Below are 18,612 nucleotides of genomic sequence, written 5' to 3'. Positions count from 1 at the left end.
AAAACCCAGTATGCTTTATTTTTTTTGAAGAATTTTACTCAGCCGGTTGCCCATATAAACAGCTGTGGCAAGCTTTAATAAGTCTCCGGGAAGAAAGAGGATCAGCCCCATGTTAAGTATTGCCATAAAGGAAAAACCGCTGTCCATTACATAGTTGAGAATAAAAGCCATATAAGGTATACCGATAATATACATTGAAAGAGTTGCAACTGCACCTGCTACAAAAAGACCTGCTATGGTACGATTCTTTTTGGAAAGTGATGATGCTACAATACTTGCAACAACAAATCCTATTAGAAAACCAAAGCTTGGTTTAAGTACAGCTTGAAGACCACCAGTAAATCCTGAGAATATCGGTAATCCAACAAGACCGATGCCTATATATACTATCTGGGAAAGAGCAGCAGACTTAGGCTTTAAAAGAAAACCAGACAGTAATACAAACAAGGTCTGCAAAGTGATTGGCACAGGGCCTAAGGGAATGGATACAAAGGCTCCAATTGCAGTAAGTGCTGAAAAAAGTGATATCAAAACGAGCTCGCGTGATGTGATTTTCATATTGCCTCCTATTGTTAACCTAATATTACAAATATAAGTTTACAATTAAATCAAAAAAAAAGCAAGAAAAATCTTGACAGAAAATACAGTCGCGTCTATACTGTATATATACAATATAAACAGTATAGACGGTGGAGGTTAATTATGAGAATATTGATATCAAACAGCTCTGACGAACCAATATATACTCAGATATTCAATCAGATAAAAGCACAAATTATTAAAGGAGAACTGGATGCAGGAGAACTGCTACCATCAATACGGGGGCTTGCCAAGGATTTACAAATCTCGGTTATTACAAGCAAAAGGGCATATGAAGAGCTTGAACGGGAGGGATTTGTTGAAACCATTCCTGGCAAAGGGAGCTATGTTGCGCCTCAGAACAAGGAATTGATCCGGGAACAAAGACTGAGGATAATTGAAGGTTCATTGATGGATGTGGTCAGAGAAGGTAAGCTTATGGGACTAAACTACGAAGAGATTGAAGAAATGCTTAGAATCATGTATGAGGAGGAATAGAAATGCTTGAGGTACGAAACCTGTCAAAAAAGTTTAAAGAGGGATTTCAGCTGGAGGATGTGTCCTTTACACTGGAGCCTGGATATATCATGGGATTTATCGGTCCCAATGGAGCTGGAAAAACCACAACAATCAATCTGATCATGAATCTAATGAAGCGGGATGATGGTTCGGTGAAAATATTTGGGAAGGACAATATTCAACATGAAAAGGAAATCAAGGACAGAATAGGATTTGTATATGATGAAGCACACTTTTACGATGACTTGACGCTGGAGCAAATGAAAAGAATCATCGCACCCTTTTACACAAGATGGGATGAGAAGCTTTACAGAAGCTACATCAGGAATTTTGAGCTGGATGAAAAAATGCGAATAAAGAAGCTGTCAAAGGGAATGAAGATGAAGTACTCACTGGCACTGGCCCTTAGTCATGATGCAGACCTGATCATAATGGATGAACCCACATCAGGCTTGGATCCAATATTCAGAAAGGAAATACTGGATATTCTATACGATATAATTCAGGATGAGAACAAGTCAATTTTCTTTTCAACCCATATAACAACAGATTTGGAACAGATAGCAGATTACATTACATTTATAAACAAAGGCAAGCTGGTATTCTCAAAAGCCAAAGATGAGATTATGGATGAATTCAAAATAGTGAAAGGGGATACAAGGATTTTGACCCCTGAAATCAGGAGCGACTTTATAGAAATACGTGAAACTGGCTATGGTTTTGAAGGACTCACAAGAAAAGCAACTGGAGTAAAAGGAATGCTTGGAGAAAATTCACTGGTTGAGAATGCATCCCTGCAGGACATTATGTACTACATGAGAATGGAGGGCTAGAGATGGGACCACTCATTATGAAAGACATTAGACTTATTACATCAAACAGGGCTACTCAGATATTTTTGCTTCTCTATATCCCATTTTTGCTTATTGTCGCAGGATTCGATTTCAGAGCAGAGTATATGTATATGGTTGTGCTTGTTTCTGGGGCTTATATGATAACAATACTTAGCTTTTCATATGAAATAGGTAGAAAGACAAATCAGCTTCTTCTTTCTCTTCCCGTTAGAAGGGTGGATATTGTAAATGCGAAATACCTGTTTGTATTTGCTGCCTTTGGGATGTCAGGAATCTATACCGGTATCTACCTTGGAATGATGAAGTATTTTCTATACAGTGAACTGGTTGCATTTGATCTTGGCATGCTGAAGAATGCATCCATACTTACACTGCTTTTTGTGAGTGTTGTACTTCCTCTATTCTTTGGCTTGCCTCATAAGGTTGCAAACCTTTTGAATGTATTTGTATTCGTTACCCTTTTTCAGATGTTTGGGATGGGAGTTGAAACCCTGGGAAATATCTTCAGTTCTCCTGTGTTTGCTGGCGGAGACGGTGTTTTAGGGATATTGATTGGAATGGTACTTTTGGTTATATCGAGACAACTGTCACTGGTGTTGTTTCAGCGAAGGGATTAGGAGATGATAGAATGATTTCACTACTTAAAAAGGATATGATGCTATCGAGAAAACCCATGATGCTTATCGGTGTTCTGGTCATAGTATGGACCATACCTGCATTTCTTGTGCAGAGTGAGTTGATGGGACAGGTTGTATTTGGATATATGCTTTTCTTTCAGAGCTACTACCTTGCAATCATGCTGACTCAACAGGATGAAGCAGTGAAGGCAGACCTGATAATAAACAGTCTGCCGGTCAATCGAAGCCTTGTTGTTGCAGAAAGGTACTTGTACTTTATGGTTCAACCGGCTGCAATGTCAGTTTTCATCCTGCTTTTTTCAAGGACGGTATGGGCGATACCTGCACCGGGATTTCCACAGGGACAGGTATTTTCAACTGCGGGTGCCATGATAGTTCTGCCTGTCATATGGATTGCCCTATCTTTCTACTTGCCAGTCAATTATCTTAGCATCGGGAAAATAAAAGTCTTCAATCAATTATCATTTATGGCGCTTATCCTCTTGCCAGGGATTGCGTCGCGGTTCATAAAAAATACCGAAATGCCAGTCTGGTTCCCAAGGCTTCTGGAGCTTTCAATTGAGACCATAATAGGGACCTTGTTATTGGCCTCTTTGATTATATATTTCATATCATATAAAATATCAAATAAAATCTACAAGATTAAGGACTTCTACTAGACATGGAGGTCCTTTTTCCTGGACGAAATCATCTATAATATAGTCTTTGAGGGAATAAAGTGGTAGAATAAGAATAATAAAATTATATGTCCATAAAGGGGGCTTGTCCATGAAGAGAAGAGTTGCATTAGTGTTGGTATGGATTATGATAATAAACATGTTATTATTCACGTCCTGCGGGAAGGAGGGATCCAATTCATCGCAAAATCCTAGTGGAGCGGTTGCAAACCCAGGAGTCAGAGTAAATGGTTATCCTGATGAAAGTCTTGTTGAATATATTTCGGCCAGTCCATTCTATACACCGGAGCATCTGGAGGGTATCTACGGAAACAGTGAATATTTAGGGAAAAGAGATGTTCTAATAAACAACATCATGTCACTGTCAGATATCATGGTACAAAATCTTGAGTATTTTTTGGCACTGTCTGATGAACTCCAGTGGGAAGTCCTATCTAACTACAAGTATTTCAGTGAACTTGATGCTGAAGTTCATCTGGTCCATGAAATGATCAGGGATAAGTATACCATGCAGATGGTTCAGACTGCAGAAATATTATCAAGAATAAGAACTCTTGAGAAAACTGATTCTCAGGACTCCTACATAAATGCTTGGAATGATTATTACCTGGTACAGAAAAGGCTGGAGCTGACAACCCTAACCTTTGAGAGGATCATGGAGATTACTGAGGATAACCAGCTTCTTAGAGATTATGTTGAAGAGAGAGGCAACCTTTCTACGGATATTGGAGTATTCATGACAACTGATAGTATTTTTGACCAATTTCCACAGGATGATCCCTATGTTGAACGACAGTATCTGAATATGGCAGAGCTTCTTAAGAATCTAAAAGCCCTTCAAGAGGCAGATACATATGCTACCATTTGGGCAATTGAAGATACCATTGCCAGTGTGGAAGAAGACTTGAATAAAATTGTACAGGTAGAGAAGACAGACAGGCTTAACGAGACTGAATTAGACCTGCTGAAATCAGCATTGACACTCCAAAAGGAAATGCTGATTGGTCACAGGGAAGTCCTTATGGAATCAAAAGGCCTGCAGGGAGAGCTTTCCTCAGCCTTGAATTCAGAAGAACCTACTATGGGTGGGGTACAGGATTTATTAATCGAGATTCAACAATACCTAGACAAGCCAGTATATGCAGACGGGGAAGACAATCTGGAAAAGGCTGTTCAAATACTACAGGAAACAAAACGAGGAGAAGAGGAAAATCGTGAAATCTCAAAGGGATTTTTCGCATCCATGAAGGAAAAACTTTCCAGTGCTAGAAAATCCACTGCAAGCTTTGTTGGAAGATACCTTGAAAAAGCATCTACAGTTACCTACAAGGCGTCCATAACGGTTGTAGGCAGCTATTATGGAATAAGTAAGGAAGACATAGAAGATGAGAAAAGGGATGCTGAGGAACTGGAAAAACAGAGACTCCTGGACGGAACTGCAGGAAGTCAGGTTATTCGGGATGGAATAGCATGGCTTGAAGACAAGGAGCAATGGATTGGTGAGATTGCAAAGGATGCACTTGGTGAAGATTCAAGAACTGCAAGACTTATCGGGTACGGCTCGAAATTTGCAATCCAGAAGTACACAAGCGCCAGTAAAAGCATGATGGTACTCATAGATTCAAATTCAACTGATGAGGAAATTGCAAACGCCTTTTCAGATGTGGTTGTAACCACTTTGGGGGAATTGAAGGTACTTGAGAATACAATCGGCAGACTGGATAAGGATAGGTTGGAAAAAGCCCTTGGGATATATGATGATGCAATGGATGTGTTCAACATATCAAAAGATCTTGTTACTGATGAAAACAACAGATATACAGATAGGATAATAAGCGACCTGGAAGAAAGAATTGTGCAGATGGAAGAAAACGAGCTGGTAGAGATGACAGTTGAGAATCTGGACCAGGTTGAGGAAATTGCCGTAGAAAATACGGTTGAGCAGCTTGAATTCCTATATGGAGAGACTGGAAGCGAAGCTTTTGGTGGATACAAAACATCTGCATTTGATTTGTCGTTACTGGAGGTTGCAAAGGATTTAGTGGAATCAGGAGTATCTGCCGACATTGATCTTGCCGGGATGGAGCTTGAGGATAACAGTTCCCCAGATGTGGAGAATGAAGAGGATCTTGAGGATAATACAGAAGTAAAGGAATCAGAAGACAATAAGTATACTGAAGAGGAAACAGATCTTGAAGATAATGATGTAGCTACAGATAATGGTGGTGTTATTGAGGAAAAATCTCTTGATGACAAGACAGAGGGTAAACTGACCGGAACCTACACGGGGGTTATATATGCCATAGACACAATATGGGGAAGTGTAGACCTGGATGATCCAGTACAGCTTGTAATTACAGACAATCAGATGGTTCTATCAAACACAGGGCCATCCGAACTCTTTGAAACATCTTTTAGCTTTAGCCACACAATAGTACAGACAGATATAAATTATGTTGCAGGAGTTGGAAAGATACCTGATCACTATTTTGAGCTATTGGATGGAGGGCAAATGTATGACTCCCAGATCGGCTGCAGGATAACAAGCTACACAAAGGGGAAAGGACAGATTGATATAAGCTATGGGAATCAATTTGCAGGAACAATTTATTTTGAGGTTGAAAAATAGAAGAAAAAGAAGACACTGCTTAAGTGTCTTCTTTAATAGGCATTTCTGTAATTTGTCATAACATCATTGAATATTCTTCCAGATGAAGGAGGAGTGTATGTTATTGCATTTGCACCAGCTTCGATGGTTCTCAGAATGCTATCGTCATTTGGACCACCGGTTGCTATGATTGGGAATTCCTTGCCGACTTTTGAACGGATTGCCCTTACCATTTCAGTTGTATTTATCCCTCCCGATACATTCAGTATACTGACACCTGCTTCTATTTTGCCCATAAAGTCATCCTGGAGTGAAGCAACGGTTGCGACTATAGGAATATCAATTACTGATTTCATCTCTTGAATAACCTCATTTTTCGTAGGTGCATTGACAACAACTCCATAGGCACCAAGGAGCTCAGCCTGTAATGCGATTTGGATGGATCTGGGTCCGGATGTCAGCCCGCCTCCAACCCCGACGAAAACTGGAACACTTGCAACCTCAAGAATTGCATGGGTTATTGATAACTGTGGTGTAAAAGGGTATACTGCAATTATTGAGTTTGCATTATTATTCTTTATTATTGCAACATCTGTTGAAAAAAGCAGTGATTTTATTCTGGTGCCCAGAATCTTAATTCCACTTGCTCTGTAAATGACTTCAGGAACCACAACGGATCGATTTCGCAGCTGAGAAGTTATTTCCGGCACATATTTTTCTCTTTCCATGGGACACCTCCTTGTGAAATGGGTAATCTAATACTGATTAACAATATATTATAGCATACGAAATGAATAGGGAAAATAATAAAGTTGAAAGGATTTTTTTAATGAGAAAAGAATACGTGGAATATATGAAGGACCTGCCCATAAACATCTACCTGGCTTCAATTGACCAATACCCTCTCCATTGGCAGGACGCCATCGAGGTGATCTTCGTACTGGAAGGCTCAGTGAGAATTGGTATTGAAAGTGAAACCTATGTCCTTGATAAGAGGGAGCTTGAAATAATCAATCCAAATGAAGTGTATAGAATGGAAGGTATTGGTGATAACCTTGTTCTTATTCTTCAGATTGACCCTGTATTTTTTGAAAAGTACTACGAGGATGCAAGGGATACATTTTACTATACAAATTCATCAGATGACAATGCACAGGAAGAGCAAGAGTATTATCAGTTGAGAACCTTTATCTCAGTTCTTGTATACGAGGCAGTCTCAAAGCTTGATGATTATGAAGATCAGATAGAAGACAATCTGCTGTCATTGATGTATCATCTTTTGAATAATTTCCACTACCTCTTCTACGATGAGGAAAGTCTGAAGGAAGATGAGATTCAACTGGAAAGATATCACAGGATAATGAAGTACCTGAGCAACAACTACATGGACAAGGTGAGTCTTCAGGATATTGCAAAGAAGGAGTTTCTAAGCTCCCAGTATCTTTCATACAAGATCAAGGAAGTATTTGGTCATGGATTCAATGAGTATCTCAATCAGATAAGGGTTGAGGAATCAACAAAGCTGCTTATTGATACTGACAAGTCCATAAGCGAAATATCCGAGGAAGTTGGTTTTTCTCATACAAGGTATTACAATAAGCACTTTAAGATTCACTACAAGTGTACACCCATTCAATATAGAAAAAAGAACAAGGTTTCGGAAAAACAGCTGGAGCAGATGAGAAAGATAGATTATTTAAGCCTTAAAGAGGCTCTGCCTTACCTTGAGGGATATCTGACTGATTATGAGAGGTTTAACTTTGACAACAGGATATTCAAGCTGGATGTAGATCTTAAAAAGGACTCAATTGAAGAGGTCTTAAAGCCAGTTGTCATAGATCTTGGAGATATATCCCTGCTTCTTGAGGAAGAGAACAGAAAAGTGCTTAGGGAGATACAAGGTGAAATTGGATTCAAGTATTGTCTTGTAAACAATCTTTTCTCAGACAATATGGATATATACAGAGGGAAAAACAGAAAGTTCATAAATTGGACTAGAGTGGAGAACATACTGGAATTTCTCGAAGACTTGAGATTCTTTCCAATAATATCAACAAAAAATGTGGAGGGTTACATTGTGGAGAACTTCAAAAAGACCTTTTCACACATATATGACAATTTGGACAAGTGGCTGGATATGAATCAGGAGGATCTTGAGCCTGTTTTTCCATTGGAAGAAATAAACCACAACCACGACACTCTTTTTATGGCACCCTATATACTCTACAGCTACACCTCAGACAACAGAAGGATGGTTTTTCAGATGATGGATGAGATTACCAAGGATACTGTCCTTGATAATGAAACCTTCTTTGGAGGGAGTGGGATATTTACTGCAAATTACCTAAACAAGCCATCATTCTATGCCTACAAGTTTTTGTCCCTGCTTGGAGAAGAGGTGCTGGACAAGGGAGATGGATACCTTATCTGCAGGTCAGAGGAAGGATATCAGATACTTCTGTACAATCCGCCCAAGGTAAGTCAGGAGGACATATACAGTCACAGCCTGCCAACAAAACTAAAGGAAAAGAAAATTTCCATTAACCTGTACAACATGGACGAGGATTTTCAAATTACTAAATATGACTTGAACAGAAGTCATGGCTCGGTATATGACAAATGGATTTTCCTTGGTAGACCTGGAAGGCTTACAGCTGAACAATGGACACTTCTGGATAATTACGTGCACCCCAATGTCAGCTTTTACTATGGAAAGAAAGCTATGGTGTTTAACATATTGGCAACAGTTAAACCTAACGGCTGTATTCTATATACATTGAACTATGGACAAAAACAATAAAATAAGTGTACTATTTTAAGGTTTGGCAAAAAAGCATTTTTATCTGTTTGCCCAAAACAATCCAAAATAGTCCCAAAGCCAGTGGATAGCTTAATTCCTCCAGGATGATAGAATATGTATATCAACTGGAGGTTTTATTATGAGTAACAAAGATTTTGGAGTGGAAAAAATCAGCAAACTGCTGTTTAGATTTTCGATTCCAGTAATATTATCCATGCTGGTCAGTGAATTGTACAGTATGGTGGATACATTCTTCGTAGGAAGAGAAGTCGGTGGAGATGGAATAGGAGCACTTATTGTGGTTTTCCCTCTACAGAGAATATTAATGGCAATTAGTATAATGATAGCAGTAGGAACAGCTACAGCTTTTTCGAGACATAACGGAAACAACAATATAGGTAAGGCAAGACAGGTTCTTCAAACAGGCTTCTCTCTTGTATTTACTATTATGGTTCCTGTAGCAATCGGAATCTTTATTTTCAGGCATCAAATTGTCGGAATAATGGGAGCAGGAGCAAGTATAAGTTCAATGGCTGCTACATATCTTGGAATAATAATTATTGGGATTACTTTTTTAAGCATGACTATTTTTATTTCACACAATATGATAGCTCTTGGAAATCCAAGGATATCAATTATCAGTACCAGTATCGGAGCGATAATAAATATAATACTTGATTTTATTCTTGTACAGGGTATGGGAATGGGCGTGCAGGGAGCCGCAATCGCGACAACCTTCTCTCAAATCGCAGGATTTGGCTACGCTTTCTATCATTACACAGCTATGAGAAAAAAGTACAATATACCTTTGAAATATAGAATGGATCTTAAACTAGTAGCACCAATTTTGTTGGTTGGATTATCTGCATTTATTATTGAGGCAGAAGATGGTATTCTTATGGGAGTATTGAGCAGTCTTCTTACCAGTACAGCAGGAGACCAGGGTATTATAGTACTTGGAGTTGTATCCAAATTATATATGTTCCTGTTTGTAACAATCTTTGGAATGGCATCAGCAATGCAGCCAATAGCTGCTTACAATGTAGGTGCAAGAGATTATGTAAGGCTAAGAGCCCTGATGAGAAAAACAATAGTTTATGCAGTGTTTACCACCTCGGTTATATGGGCGGTTGGAATGACATTTGCACCAAAGCTTATAGGAATTTTTATTGATGATACAGCGATAATTATCGAGGCTACAAAGGCCTTCAGGATCATGATTGCAATATTTCCAGTAATAAGCGTATACTATGTTTCAATCTTTTACTTCCAGGCAAGTGGTAGAGCTAAGATTTCGATTTCAGTATCGGTATTGAGACAATTGGTGATAATGTTGCCAGTTTCAATTATTTTAGTAAAGGGATTTAATATGGGAGCGATGGGAGTATGGCTATCCTACCCAATATCAGACTTTCTTGCAAGCATTGCTTCGTTTATGCTGATTAGGAACGAAGGGATAGAATTAAACACAGCAATTGCAGCGCAGAAGAGTGTCAATAGCGCCAACAATGTAAAAGAAGTTGCAGCACTTTGATTAAACTTAATAATTGGGTATAAATAGGTAGACTTGGTCCGCCTATTTTTTTCATGCCCAATTATTGGTATTAAAATCATAGGCTTTGTGGAAAAGCTAATGTAAATATAATCTTGGAGGTGTTGAGATGGGTAAAGAAATAAAGAATATTGGAAAGACCGTTAATCTTCCTCCGGGGACGCTTATGTATACTGGAGAAGGAACAGGAGAACAGATTATTATACTGACCCATTATACTGAAGAGAGAATTGTAAGTAAACCATTGGGGTCGGTAGAGGAATTCTCAATAGATGATAAGGGTGGAACAATATGGCTGGATGTAATCGGACTTAAAAACCCGGATACTGTAAAGGGAATAAGTAAGATTCTCAATATCCATCCCCTGGTGCAAGAGGATATTCTGAACATAGCTCAGAGTCCCAAAGTAGAAGAATATGACAAATACTTATTTACAGTTACGAAGAATTTATTCTTCAGAGAGGATGGAACTCTTGATACAGAACAAATCTCAATAATTTTATTGGACAATATTGTAGTCACTTTTCAGGAATATGACACTGACAGCTTTAAGTACATACACGAAAGACTTAAGGAATCAATATCTTTAAGAAAACACGGGTCTCTTGAGTTGTATTACAGTTTGATTGATTCTGTTGTTGACAATTATTTTCTTGTTCTAGAAGAAATAGGAAATGAAATAGATTCTGTGGAGGATAGATTACTAGAAAATCCACATAAAGATATTCTAGGGAGTATATATTATCTGAAGAGAGAATTAGTTTACATAAGAAATGTACTTTGGCCAACGAGGAATCTGACAAGCTCTCTTGCAAGAGGGGAGTTTTCGATGCTGGATGAAAGGATCAACTTGTATTTCAGAGATATATATGACCATATAATCCAGATGATAGACATTGTTGAGACCTACAGGGATATATGTTCAGGGATGCTGGATACATACCTTTCGAGCGTGGGCTCCAAAACAAATGAGGTTATGAAGATTTTAACAGTATTTTCAACAATATTCATACCCCTAACATTTCTTTCCAGTGTATATGGAATGAACTTTGAGTATTTTCCTGAACTGGATTGGAAGTATGGATACCTTTTATTTTGGGTAATATCAGGACTTATAACGGTTTTTATGTTAAGATTTCTAAGGAAAAAGGGCTGGTTGTAAAGCTCTTTTTTTATGCAGAAAAGATTATATCTGGAGTGTTGCATTCAACCGCTAAAAGTGTTACTATAATAGTAGATACAATAATAGTTTACTTAGTTAGTGTAACGATACAATTATAGCGAATGGGGTGTAGAGATGTCGAAAACAAACAGTATTGTAACCTATGGTGTTTTTATGGCACTAACGGTTGTGATGACCATGATCATTCAAATTCCAGCACCAGCAAGTGTTGGTTATCTAAACCTTGGAGATATGGTAATATTTATGGCAGCCTTTATGTTTGGTAAGAAAGGTGGATTCCTGGTAGGAGGAATAGGATCAGCCTTGGCAGATGTTCTATTGGGATGGGGAGTATATGCTCCAATAACATTTGTTGCAAAAGGCATGGAAGGATTCATTGCAGGAATGCTATTTGATACTTCATGGGGAAGAAAGATGCCAGTTGTTGCAGCAGGAATCGGAGGAATAGTAATGGCCATAGGCTATTATCTTGCAGAGATATTCATGTATGGAGCAAAGGCAGCTCTGGTGAATTTTCCGGCAAACATAATGCAGGGACTTTTCGGTGCAGTTGCAGCAAGCATATTGTACATGGTCCTTAAGGACAAGATACGAGTGAAGAGATAACAGGTGAGAGCCTGTTATTTTTTTAAACCATCACATTTTCATCACACATTAACAATAAAATCAATATAGTGGGTATAAGTGCAAGTAAGGGAGAGAATAACATGGGAAATATACTTGTTGCTGATGATGAAATGAAAATGAGAAGACTTATTCGTGAATATCTGATTTCCGAAGGATTTACATGCTTTGAGGCTGAAAATGGAAGTGATGCTTTGGAGAAATTTTCGGAAAGAGAGTATCAGGCAGTTCTTCTGGATGTTATGATGCCGGAGGTGGATGGTTGGACTGTCTTAAGGGAGATTCGGAAAGAATCCTCAGTCCCTGTAATAATGCTTACAGCCAGAGGGGAAGAATATGACAGGCTTTTCGGTTTTGAGCTTGGTGTAGATGATTACATGGTCAAGCCCTTTAGTCCAAAGGAACTAATGGCAAGACTTAAGGCTGTAATCAGAAGAAACAGTAAGGATGTTGAGGACGAACCAAAGATATTTCAACTTGAAGGTATAGAGGTTGACTTTGAGGGCAGAACTGTACATATGGACGGTGATGCTGTAAAAATGACGCCAAAGGAATACGATCTTTTGGTATACCTTATAGAAAACAGAAATCGGGCCCTTACAAGGCAGCAGATACTGGACGGAGTATGGGGGATTGATTATTTCGGAGAAGATCGTACAGTTGACACCCATATCAAGATGCTAAGGGACAGATTGAAACCATACAAGCATTTTTTTGAAACTGTGTGGGGTGTTGGTTATAAATTAGAAACTGGGGAGAAGAAAAAATGAAAAAAATTTCCCACAAACTGATATTGGGAATGCTTATGGTTACCATACTTTCCGTTGGAATCCTTTGGTTATACCAGACAGTATTTCTTGAAAGAAACTATATGAACAGCAGGGTTGAGATTCTAAAGAGATCAACTGAAGAATTGACTGAGTTATATAATACAGAACCGGATTCATTTGTTGAGAATGCCGAAAAACTGTTTATGGAACGTAATATTGCTACAGAGGTAAGTTCAGTGGATGGTCAAATACTTTATTCATCTGGAAATACTATGGGAAGAGGACAGGCATCTGGATTTCGAGTGCTTAGAGGTGATTATCTTGAGGAACTTCTCAGATCGGGAGAAGCCACCACAACAACAATTCACCAGAGACAAAATACAGAGCTTTTTACATACTCAATGCTGCTGGAAGATAGGGAAACTGTAATAACAACCAGTCTTCCCATCGAACCAATAAATGAGACAATCAATATACTTAAGAGACAGTTGTTGAATATATCACTTATCCTTATTGTGGTTTCCATACTTATAGGTACATTTTTCTCCAGATTCTTTTTGCGCCCAATAAGGAAGCTGAATCAGTCTGTCAATGCCCTGGCTGCCGGAGACATGGAGACCAGAGTTGATGTGGAGACCAGCGATGAAATAGGTGAACTCTCTGGAAATTTTAATAAGATGGCAGAACAGCTGTCCAAGGTTGATAGACTCAGAAAAGATCTTGTTGCCAATGTATCCCACGAATTGAGGACACCCTTGGGTCTGATCAGAGGCTATGCTGAAATGAGCAAGGATATCCACAGAGATGATCCACAAAGCAGAGAGGAGAATCTGGACATTATTATAGAAGAGTCCGAAAGGCTTGGTAGAATGGTGGATGAAATGCTTGATATGTCTCGTATACAGTCAGGCAATATGGATCTTTGGCAGGAAGAAATCGATATAATGGAGCTTGCACAATCGTCAGTCAACAAATATTCCATAATGGCAGAAGATAAGAATATTAAATTGTCTGTTATGGGTGAAAAGGAAAGTTTCAATGTCTGGGTAGATCGGAGGAGAATGGAGCAGGTTTTTCATAATCTGCTGTCAAATGCCATTACTCATACTGAAAATGGGAACATTGATATTGTACTGACTGAAAAGAAAAATGTTCTAAGAGTGGATATTCGCGACACCGGAAGTGGTATTCCGTTGGATCAGATCGATCATATATGGGACAGGTATTACAAGATAAACAACAGCAATAGAGCTATTGGAGGGTCTGGAATAGGTCTTTCCATAACAAAGGCAATATTTGAAGCACATGATATTAAATTTGGGGTGGAAAGTACCCCTGGAAGAGGATCTGATTTTTATTTTGAAATTCCCATAAATAAATAAATATTACACCTATTCATCATAATTTCATCACAACTTTTCTTTATACTTAAAACATAGAAGGAAAATAAGAAAAGGAGTGGTGAGAAATGAAAAAGACAGTATTGGTTTTAGTAGTGGCAGTTATGGTTATAGGAACAATGAGTGTAGCTTTTGCGGATGCAAGCTGGGGGCCTTTGGGAATCCTTGAAAGCCTTAGTGGGAAAACTGAAGCAGAAATCTTCGAAATGAGAGATGAGGACCAGACATTGGGTGAGCTGGCTGATGAACTTGGAGTTTATGAGGATTTCAGAGATGAAGCATTGGTTCATAAGAAGGATATGATAGCTCAATTGGTAGAAGAAGGAAAACTTACCCAAGAAAGAGCTGAGGAAATTATTGCAGCATTTGAAAATTGTGACGGAACAATGGATAATCCACAGAGATTACTCCAAGGTGAAGGTATTTTCGGACAAAAAGCTGGCAATGGTCAGGGAAACGGACTTAGAGCCATGGATGGCGAAGGACTTGGAGCTAAAGAAGGCGCATTTGGCCAAGGGCAAGGACAGATGAGAAGAGGCGGAAGAAACTAAATAGATTAAGGGTCGGAGGAGAAATCCTCCGATTTTTTTCGTCCAAATCATTGTAAACAGTCAATATATATTATACAATATCTATGAATTTTCATAACATTGATGGTTTCAAATTTGTTGTTAATATAGAATGAAAGGGATGGAAAATGGAAAAACTAAAACTGTATGGATTTAATAATCTTACAAAGACGCTAAGCTTCAATATCTATGATGTATGCTATGCCGTTTCACCTGAGGACAAGGAAAAGTACATTGAATACATTGACGAACAATACAATTCCACTAGACTTACAGAAATTCTTGTGGAGGTAACCAACATAATAGGCGCTAATCTACTAAATATTGCCAAACAGGACTATGAGCCCCAGGGAGCAAGTGTCAATCTTCTTATTACGGAAGAACCTTTACCGGACATTAATGTGGATGCATCATGCAACAAAGGAGACTTGATTGCAAATCCAAGAAATGTAATAGGGCATCTGGACAAGAGTCATATCAGTGTTCACACATACCCGGAATATCATCCGGATAGGGGTATCATGACCTTTAGGGTGGATATTGATGTTTCGACCTGCGGAGAAATATCTCCACTGAAAGCACTGGATTTTCTGTTTGCAAGCTTTGACTCGGATATTGTTACCTGTGACTATAGGATAAGAGGATTTACAAGGGATGTAGATGGTACAAAACACTTCAAGGACCACTCAATAAATTCCATACAGGAGTATATATCAAAGGAAACAATGGAAATGTACAACAGTATTGATGTAAATGTTTACCAGGAGAACATATTCCACACAAAGATGATTCTACGTGATCTGATTCTTGACGATTATCTTTTTGAGCTAAAGGAAGAGGACCTTACAGGGAGGCAAAGAAAAGAAATCATAGACAAGCTTACCCAGGAAATGCATGAAATATACTATGGAAGAAACTACTAGGAGGGATTTTGTGGAGCTTTGGTATTCAGAGAAAAGCACGGAGACATGTAAGTTTTCAATTAAAGTTAAGGAACAGATATATTCAGAACAGACACCATTCCAGAAGATAGCTTTTTTTGAGTCATACGATTTTGGCAGATTTTTTACTCTTGATGGGCTGATGATGGTAAACGAGAAGGATGAGTTTATATATCACGACATGATTGTCCATGTTCCGATGGCTGTAAATCCACAGATTAAAAAAGTACTTGTTATCGGTGGAGGCGACGGAGGAACAGTAAGGGAACTTACCAGATATGAGCAGATCGAGTCAATAGACTTTGTTGAAATTGATCAAAGGGTAGTGGAGCTTTGCAGGGAATACCTTCCGCAGACTTCATCAAAACTCGATGATTCGAGAGTGAATCACAACTATGTTGATGGAATCAAGTTTGTTAAGGATAAGAAGGGTGTATATGATTTGGTTTTGGTTGATTCAACTGACCCAATTGGACCTGGGGAGGGACTTTTCACAAGAGAGTTCTACACAGATTGCTATAATGCCCTGAATGATGATGGAATTCTAATCAATCAGCATGAGAGCCCATATTTCCCCAACTATGCAAGGGAGATGAAAAAGGCTCATGCAAAGATTAAATCAATATTTGACATTTGCAAGGTTTATCAATTCCATATGCCTACCTATGCGAGTGGTCACTGGTTGTTTGGATTTGCCAGTAAAAGCCTGCATCCAATGAAGGATCATAAAAGAGAAGAGTGGGAAGCATTTGGACTAAAAACAAAATACTATAATTCTGATCTTCATCAAGGAGCTTTTGCACTGCCAACATATGTACTGGAGCAGCTGGAAGAAGCGGAATAAAATCATGGGATGTATGAATTTTTTCATACATCCCTTTTTAGTGCGCCCGGCATGGGTGCAATCTAACGGGTGAAAGTCCCCAGTGCGGGTTGATAGTGCCAAGCACATAGCCAAGAGCAAGGGTGTCCTCGGCGACGAGGAATCTGAAGGAAGCTGGAGGCAAACTTTCGGTCTGACGAACAGAAATCACATTAGGCATATGTAGATTGGGTAAGGTTGCTGAACAAACCAAAGCCCTAAACTATTTGGAAATCTACAATGTAAATGTGGCAGATATATGGAAGGAAAGATTGCATTCTTACCCGGGGAGGTCTCATGGACGTGTGGAAACAGAGTATGAAGCACGGTTGAAACAAGATTTGTCATGAGAAGTCAGCAGAAGCCATAGTACCATACGTAGTCGACGACGTAAGGGAAGGGCTGAACTTTAGACCAGCTATTAAAAGTCAATAATAATTTAAAATTTATTTTGCCTTTGAGATTATAAAATTTATGCTAGAACCTGTCAAGGGGATAGAGTCCTTGACAGAACCTATCACAAATTTTCAAGTAAAATAGGCAAAACAAATAAGCCTAAGGAGTTTTTTAGGCTAAGTATTAGATAAAATGGATTATTTGATATTAGGCACGTAAGGTTTATCATCCCTAAGTACAGCAAATATTATGTTAGTCATTTTTCTGGCTACAGCACCAATAGCCGTAAGATGATGCTTGCCACGCAATCTAAGTGATTGATAATATACGGACAATGCAGGATCCTTAAATGCTGCAACTGTAGCAGCCAACCAAATCGCTCTACGAAGATAAGGAGAACCACGTTTGGAAATTTTAGTTTTGGTCCCAATAAAATCACCAGATTGCTTAACACTTGAGTCTAAACCAGCATATGCGACTAGCTGAGATGCGGATTCAAAGCGTGAAATATCGCCTATTTCACTAATTATAATCGCACCTAGAATATCGCCTATACCGATAATGGATGTAATTACATCATTTGTTTGGTGAAGAAGAGTAGCAATTTCAATTTCAAGTTCGTCTAATTGATCTTCGATAAAGTCAATTTGGGCAATGATTTGCTTTATTTGAAAAGCAAATGCATTTCTAGCTAAGCTAATACCAAAAGTATTCTTAGCAGACTCTTTAATTTCAACAGCTTTTAGAGCTCCAAAACGACCCCTACTAGATTTAGACAAAAGCTCAGTTAGTGTCTGTGTATCCACAGACAACATATCTTCAGGAGTAGGGTATTTAGCCAGTAGCTCCTTGGAAGTTACACCAAAAGTGTCTGAAAATAGTTTAGAGTATTCTGGAAAAACTTGATCAAGAATAGCAATGCATTTACGTTTCCAATCTGAACATTCATCAACCAAAGCTAGACGGTACCTAGATAATTGGCGTAAAGACATAATATTGTCATTAGCTAAAGATGTCGTGGAAAACTCACCGAATCGCATAATTTGAGCGATTACAAAAGAATCTTTAGAATCATTTTTGGTTTGTCTGATATACATCTTTCTAAATGCATCAGATTGTATGGGATTAATGACATAGACAGTGTATTCTAAATCCAAAAGATGAGAATAAAGACTAAGCCAATAATGGCCAGTGGCTTCCATTCCAATAACAACATTGGAAGTAGAAATATTATATTTCTCAAGTAAAGAGATTAATTTAGAAGATCCAGCTTGAGAATTTGAAAAAGAGATGCTTTTATCAAGAAGCTTACCATTAGAATCAATAATAGAAGCCTCGTGATTTTTCTTAGCAATATCAATACCAACATAAAACATAAAATCACCTGCTTTTAGAATATTAACAGATAAAGTCTAGACCTCTCTACTTTACACAATACAACCTCGTTAGATATACAGTAACCAGGTACTATCCAGCTCATTCGCATATAGATGTAAAGAAGAGGCGTAACCCTAAAGTAGGAAGACTTAGCTTCAAGGAGGTGAACTACGACCTCTATCTGTACAACAATTATCTCACAAGATTAGTGAGATAGAAAAGAACATACAGTAATTAAACTGTAACTATATTATACGAGGAGG

17 protein-coding genes are annotated in these 18,612 nt (G+C 38.4%); 14 read left to right on the top strand and 3 right to left on the bottom strand.

Annotation, left to right across the window (positions count from 1 at the left end; genetic code table 11):
• Positions 1–15 precede the first annotated feature (15 nt).
• Complete coding sequence (locus ACOEN1_RS05635; RefSeq protein WP_422485534.1) at positions 16–558, bottom strand: biotin transporter BioY; 543 nt, start codon at positions 556–558, stop codon at positions 16–18.
• 144 nt (positions 559–702) lie between these two features.
• Here ACOEN1_RS05635 and ACOEN1_RS05630 point away from each other — a divergent pair, with 144 nt between their 5' ends.
• From ACOEN1_RS05630 to ACOEN1_RS05610, 5 genes are all read left to right on the top strand, one after another.
• The gene (locus tag ACOEN1_RS05630; protein WP_422485532.1) at positions 703–1,077 is read left to right on the top strand and encodes a GntR family transcriptional regulator; all 375 of its coding nucleotides are present in this window, start codon (positions 703–705) and stop codon (positions 1,075–1,077) included.
• Between the two features lie 2 nt (positions 1,078–1,079).
• Positions 1,080–1,931 carry an ABC transporter ATP-binding protein gene (locus tag ACOEN1_RS05625; RefSeq protein ID WP_422485531.1) on the top strand — a complete coding sequence of 284 codons (852 nt, stop codon included), beginning with the start codon at positions 1,080–1,082 and terminating at the stop codon, positions 1,929–1,931.
• Between the two features lie 2 nt (positions 1,932–1,933).
• On the top strand, positions 1,934–2,569 hold the full coding sequence (locus ACOEN1_RS05620) for an ABC-2 transporter permease (RefSeq protein WP_422485530.1): 636 nt from the start codon (positions 1,934–1,936) through the stop codon (positions 2,567–2,569).
• 11 nt (positions 2,570–2,580) lie between these two features.
• Positions 2,581–3,249, top strand: a complete 669-nt coding sequence (locus tag ACOEN1_RS05615; protein WP_422485529.1) for an ABC-2 transporter permease — start codon at positions 2,581–2,583, stop codon at positions 3,247–3,249.
• A gap of 109 nt (positions 3,250–3,358) precedes the next feature.
• A complete protein-coding gene (locus ACOEN1_RS05610; RefSeq protein ID WP_422485527.1) occupies positions 3,359–5,896 on the top strand; it encodes a hypothetical protein in 2,538 nt (845 codons plus the stop codon).
• 32 nt (positions 5,897–5,928) lie between these two features.
• On the opposite strand, the gene ACOEN1_RS05605 is transcribed toward ACOEN1_RS05610, so the two are convergent.
• Positions 5,929–6,603: a hydrolase gene (locus ACOEN1_RS05605; protein WP_422485526.1), complete on the bottom strand. Its 675-nt coding sequence runs from the start codon at positions 6,601–6,603 to the stop codon at positions 5,929–5,931.
• Positions 6,604–6,704: 101 nt separating this feature from the next.
• On the opposite strand from ACOEN1_RS05605, the gene ACOEN1_RS05600 reads away from it, so the two are divergent.
• The 9 genes from ACOEN1_RS05600 (at position 6,705) to speE (ending at position 16,558) form a co-directional block, all read left to right on the top strand.
• Complete coding sequence (locus ACOEN1_RS05600; protein ID WP_422485525.1) at positions 6,705–8,675, top strand: helix-turn-helix domain-containing protein; 1,971 nt, start codon at positions 6,705–6,707, stop codon at positions 8,673–8,675.
• 139 nt (positions 8,676–8,814) lie between these two features.
• Positions 8,815–10,209: an MATE family efflux transporter gene (locus tag ACOEN1_RS05595; protein ID WP_422485524.1), complete on the top strand. Its 1,395-nt coding sequence runs from the start codon at positions 8,815–8,817 to the stop codon at positions 10,207–10,209.
• A gap of 127 nt (positions 10,210–10,336) precedes the next feature.
• Positions 10,337–11,389: a magnesium/cobalt transporter CorA gene (gene corA, locus ACOEN1_RS05590; protein ID WP_422485523.1), complete on the top strand. Its 1,053-nt coding sequence runs from the start codon at positions 10,337–10,339 to the stop codon at positions 11,387–11,389.
• A gap of 135 nt (positions 11,390–11,524) precedes the next feature.
• Complete coding sequence (locus tag ACOEN1_RS05585) at positions 11,525–12,016, top strand: ECF transporter S component (RefSeq protein ID WP_422485522.1); 492 nt, start codon at positions 11,525–11,527, stop codon at positions 12,014–12,016.
• A gap of 101 nt (positions 12,017–12,117) precedes the next feature.
• Positions 12,118–12,804, top strand: a complete 687-nt coding sequence (locus ACOEN1_RS05580; RefSeq protein WP_422485521.1) for a response regulator transcription factor — start codon at positions 12,118–12,120, stop codon at positions 12,802–12,804.
• Positions 12,801–14,186 carry a sensor histidine kinase gene (locus tag ACOEN1_RS05575; RefSeq protein ID WP_422485520.1) on the top strand — a complete coding sequence of 462 codons (1,386 nt, stop codon included), beginning with the start codon at positions 12,801–12,803 and terminating at the stop codon, positions 14,184–14,186. Before ACOEN1_RS05580 ends, ACOEN1_RS05575 begins: the two co-directional genes overlap by 4 nt.
• 86 nt (positions 14,187–14,272) lie before the next feature.
• Positions 14,273–14,755, top strand: a complete 483-nt coding sequence (locus ACOEN1_RS05570; protein ID WP_422485519.1) for a DUF2680 domain-containing protein — start codon at positions 14,273–14,275, stop codon at positions 14,753–14,755.
• Between the two features lie 146 nt (positions 14,756–14,901).
• Positions 14,902–15,696: an adenosylmethionine decarboxylase gene (gene speD, locus ACOEN1_RS05565; RefSeq protein WP_422485518.1), complete on the top strand. Its 795-nt coding sequence runs from the start codon at positions 14,902–14,904 to the stop codon at positions 15,694–15,696.
• A gap of 10 nt (positions 15,697–15,706) precedes the next feature.
• Positions 15,707–16,558, top strand: coding sequence for a polyamine aminopropyltransferase (gene speE / locus ACOEN1_RS05560; protein WP_422485517.1), 852 nt, complete (start codon positions 15,707–15,709; stop codon positions 16,556–16,558).
• Between the two features lie 611 nt (positions 16,559–17,169).
• Here the strand turns inward: speE and ACOEN1_RS05555 are convergent.
• Positions 17,170–18,348: an IS110 family transposase gene (locus ACOEN1_RS05555; RefSeq protein ID WP_422485515.1), complete on the bottom strand. Its 1,179-nt coding sequence runs from the start codon at positions 18,346–18,348 to the stop codon at positions 17,170–17,172.
• Between the last annotated feature and the right edge of the window lie 264 nt (positions 18,349–18,612).

This window comes from Gudongella sp. DL1XJH-153, assembly GCF_049310905.1.
Classification (GTDB): domain Bacteria; phylum Bacillota; class Clostridia; order Tissierellales; family Tissierellaceae; genus Gudongella.
Note: the sequence above shows the minus strand (reverse complement) of the source record. Positions and strands in the feature narration are given on the sequence as shown.

Coding starts and splice junctions, on each gene's coding strand:
- ACOEN1_RS05635 (WP_422485534.1), bottom strand. CDS start 558: ATGAAAATCACATCACGCGAGCTCGTTTTGATATCACTTTTTTCAGCA.
- ACOEN1_RS05630 (WP_422485532.1), top strand. CDS start 703: ATGAGAATATTGATATCAAACAGCTCTGACGAACCAATATATACTCAG.
- ACOEN1_RS05625 (WP_422485531.1), top strand. CDS start 1,080: ATGCTTGAGGTACGAAACCTGTCAAAAAAGTTTAAAGAGGGATTTCAG.
- ACOEN1_RS05620 (WP_422485530.1), top strand. CDS start 1,934: ATGGGACCACTCATTATGAAAGACATTAGACTTATTACATCAAACAGG.
- ACOEN1_RS05615 (WP_422485529.1), top strand. CDS start 2,581: ATGATTTCACTACTTAAAAAGGATATGATGCTATCGAGAAAACCCATG.
- ACOEN1_RS05610 (WP_422485527.1), top strand. CDS start 3,359: ATGAAGAGAAGAGTTGCATTAGTGTTGGTATGGATTATGATAATAAAC.
- ACOEN1_RS05605 (WP_422485526.1), bottom strand. CDS start 6,603: ATGGAAAGAGAAAAATATGTGCCGGAAATAACTTCTCAGCTGCGAAAT.
- ACOEN1_RS05600 (WP_422485525.1), top strand. CDS start 6,705: ATGAGAAAAGAATACGTGGAATATATGAAGGACCTGCCCATAAACATC.
- ACOEN1_RS05595 (WP_422485524.1), top strand. CDS start 8,815: ATGAGTAACAAAGATTTTGGAGTGGAAAAAATCAGCAAACTGCTGTTT.
- corA (WP_422485523.1), top strand. CDS start 10,337: ATGGGTAAAGAAATAAAGAATATTGGAAAGACCGTTAATCTTCCTCCG.
- ACOEN1_RS05585 (WP_422485522.1), top strand. CDS start 11,525: ATGTCGAAAACAAACAGTATTGTAACCTATGGTGTTTTTATGGCACTA.
- ACOEN1_RS05580 (WP_422485521.1), top strand. CDS start 12,118: ATGGGAAATATACTTGTTGCTGATGATGAAATGAAAATGAGAAGACTT.
- ACOEN1_RS05575 (WP_422485520.1), top strand. CDS start 12,801: ATGAAAAAAATTTCCCACAAACTGATATTGGGAATGCTTATGGTTACC.
- ACOEN1_RS05570 (WP_422485519.1), top strand. CDS start 14,273: ATGAAAAAGACAGTATTGGTTTTAGTAGTGGCAGTTATGGTTATAGGA.
- speD (WP_422485518.1), top strand. CDS start 14,902: ATGGAAAAACTAAAACTGTATGGATTTAATAATCTTACAAAGACGCTA.
- ACOEN1_RS05555 (WP_422485515.1), bottom strand. CDS start 18,348: ATGTTTTATGTTGGTATTGATATTGCTAAGAAAAATCACGAGGCTTCT.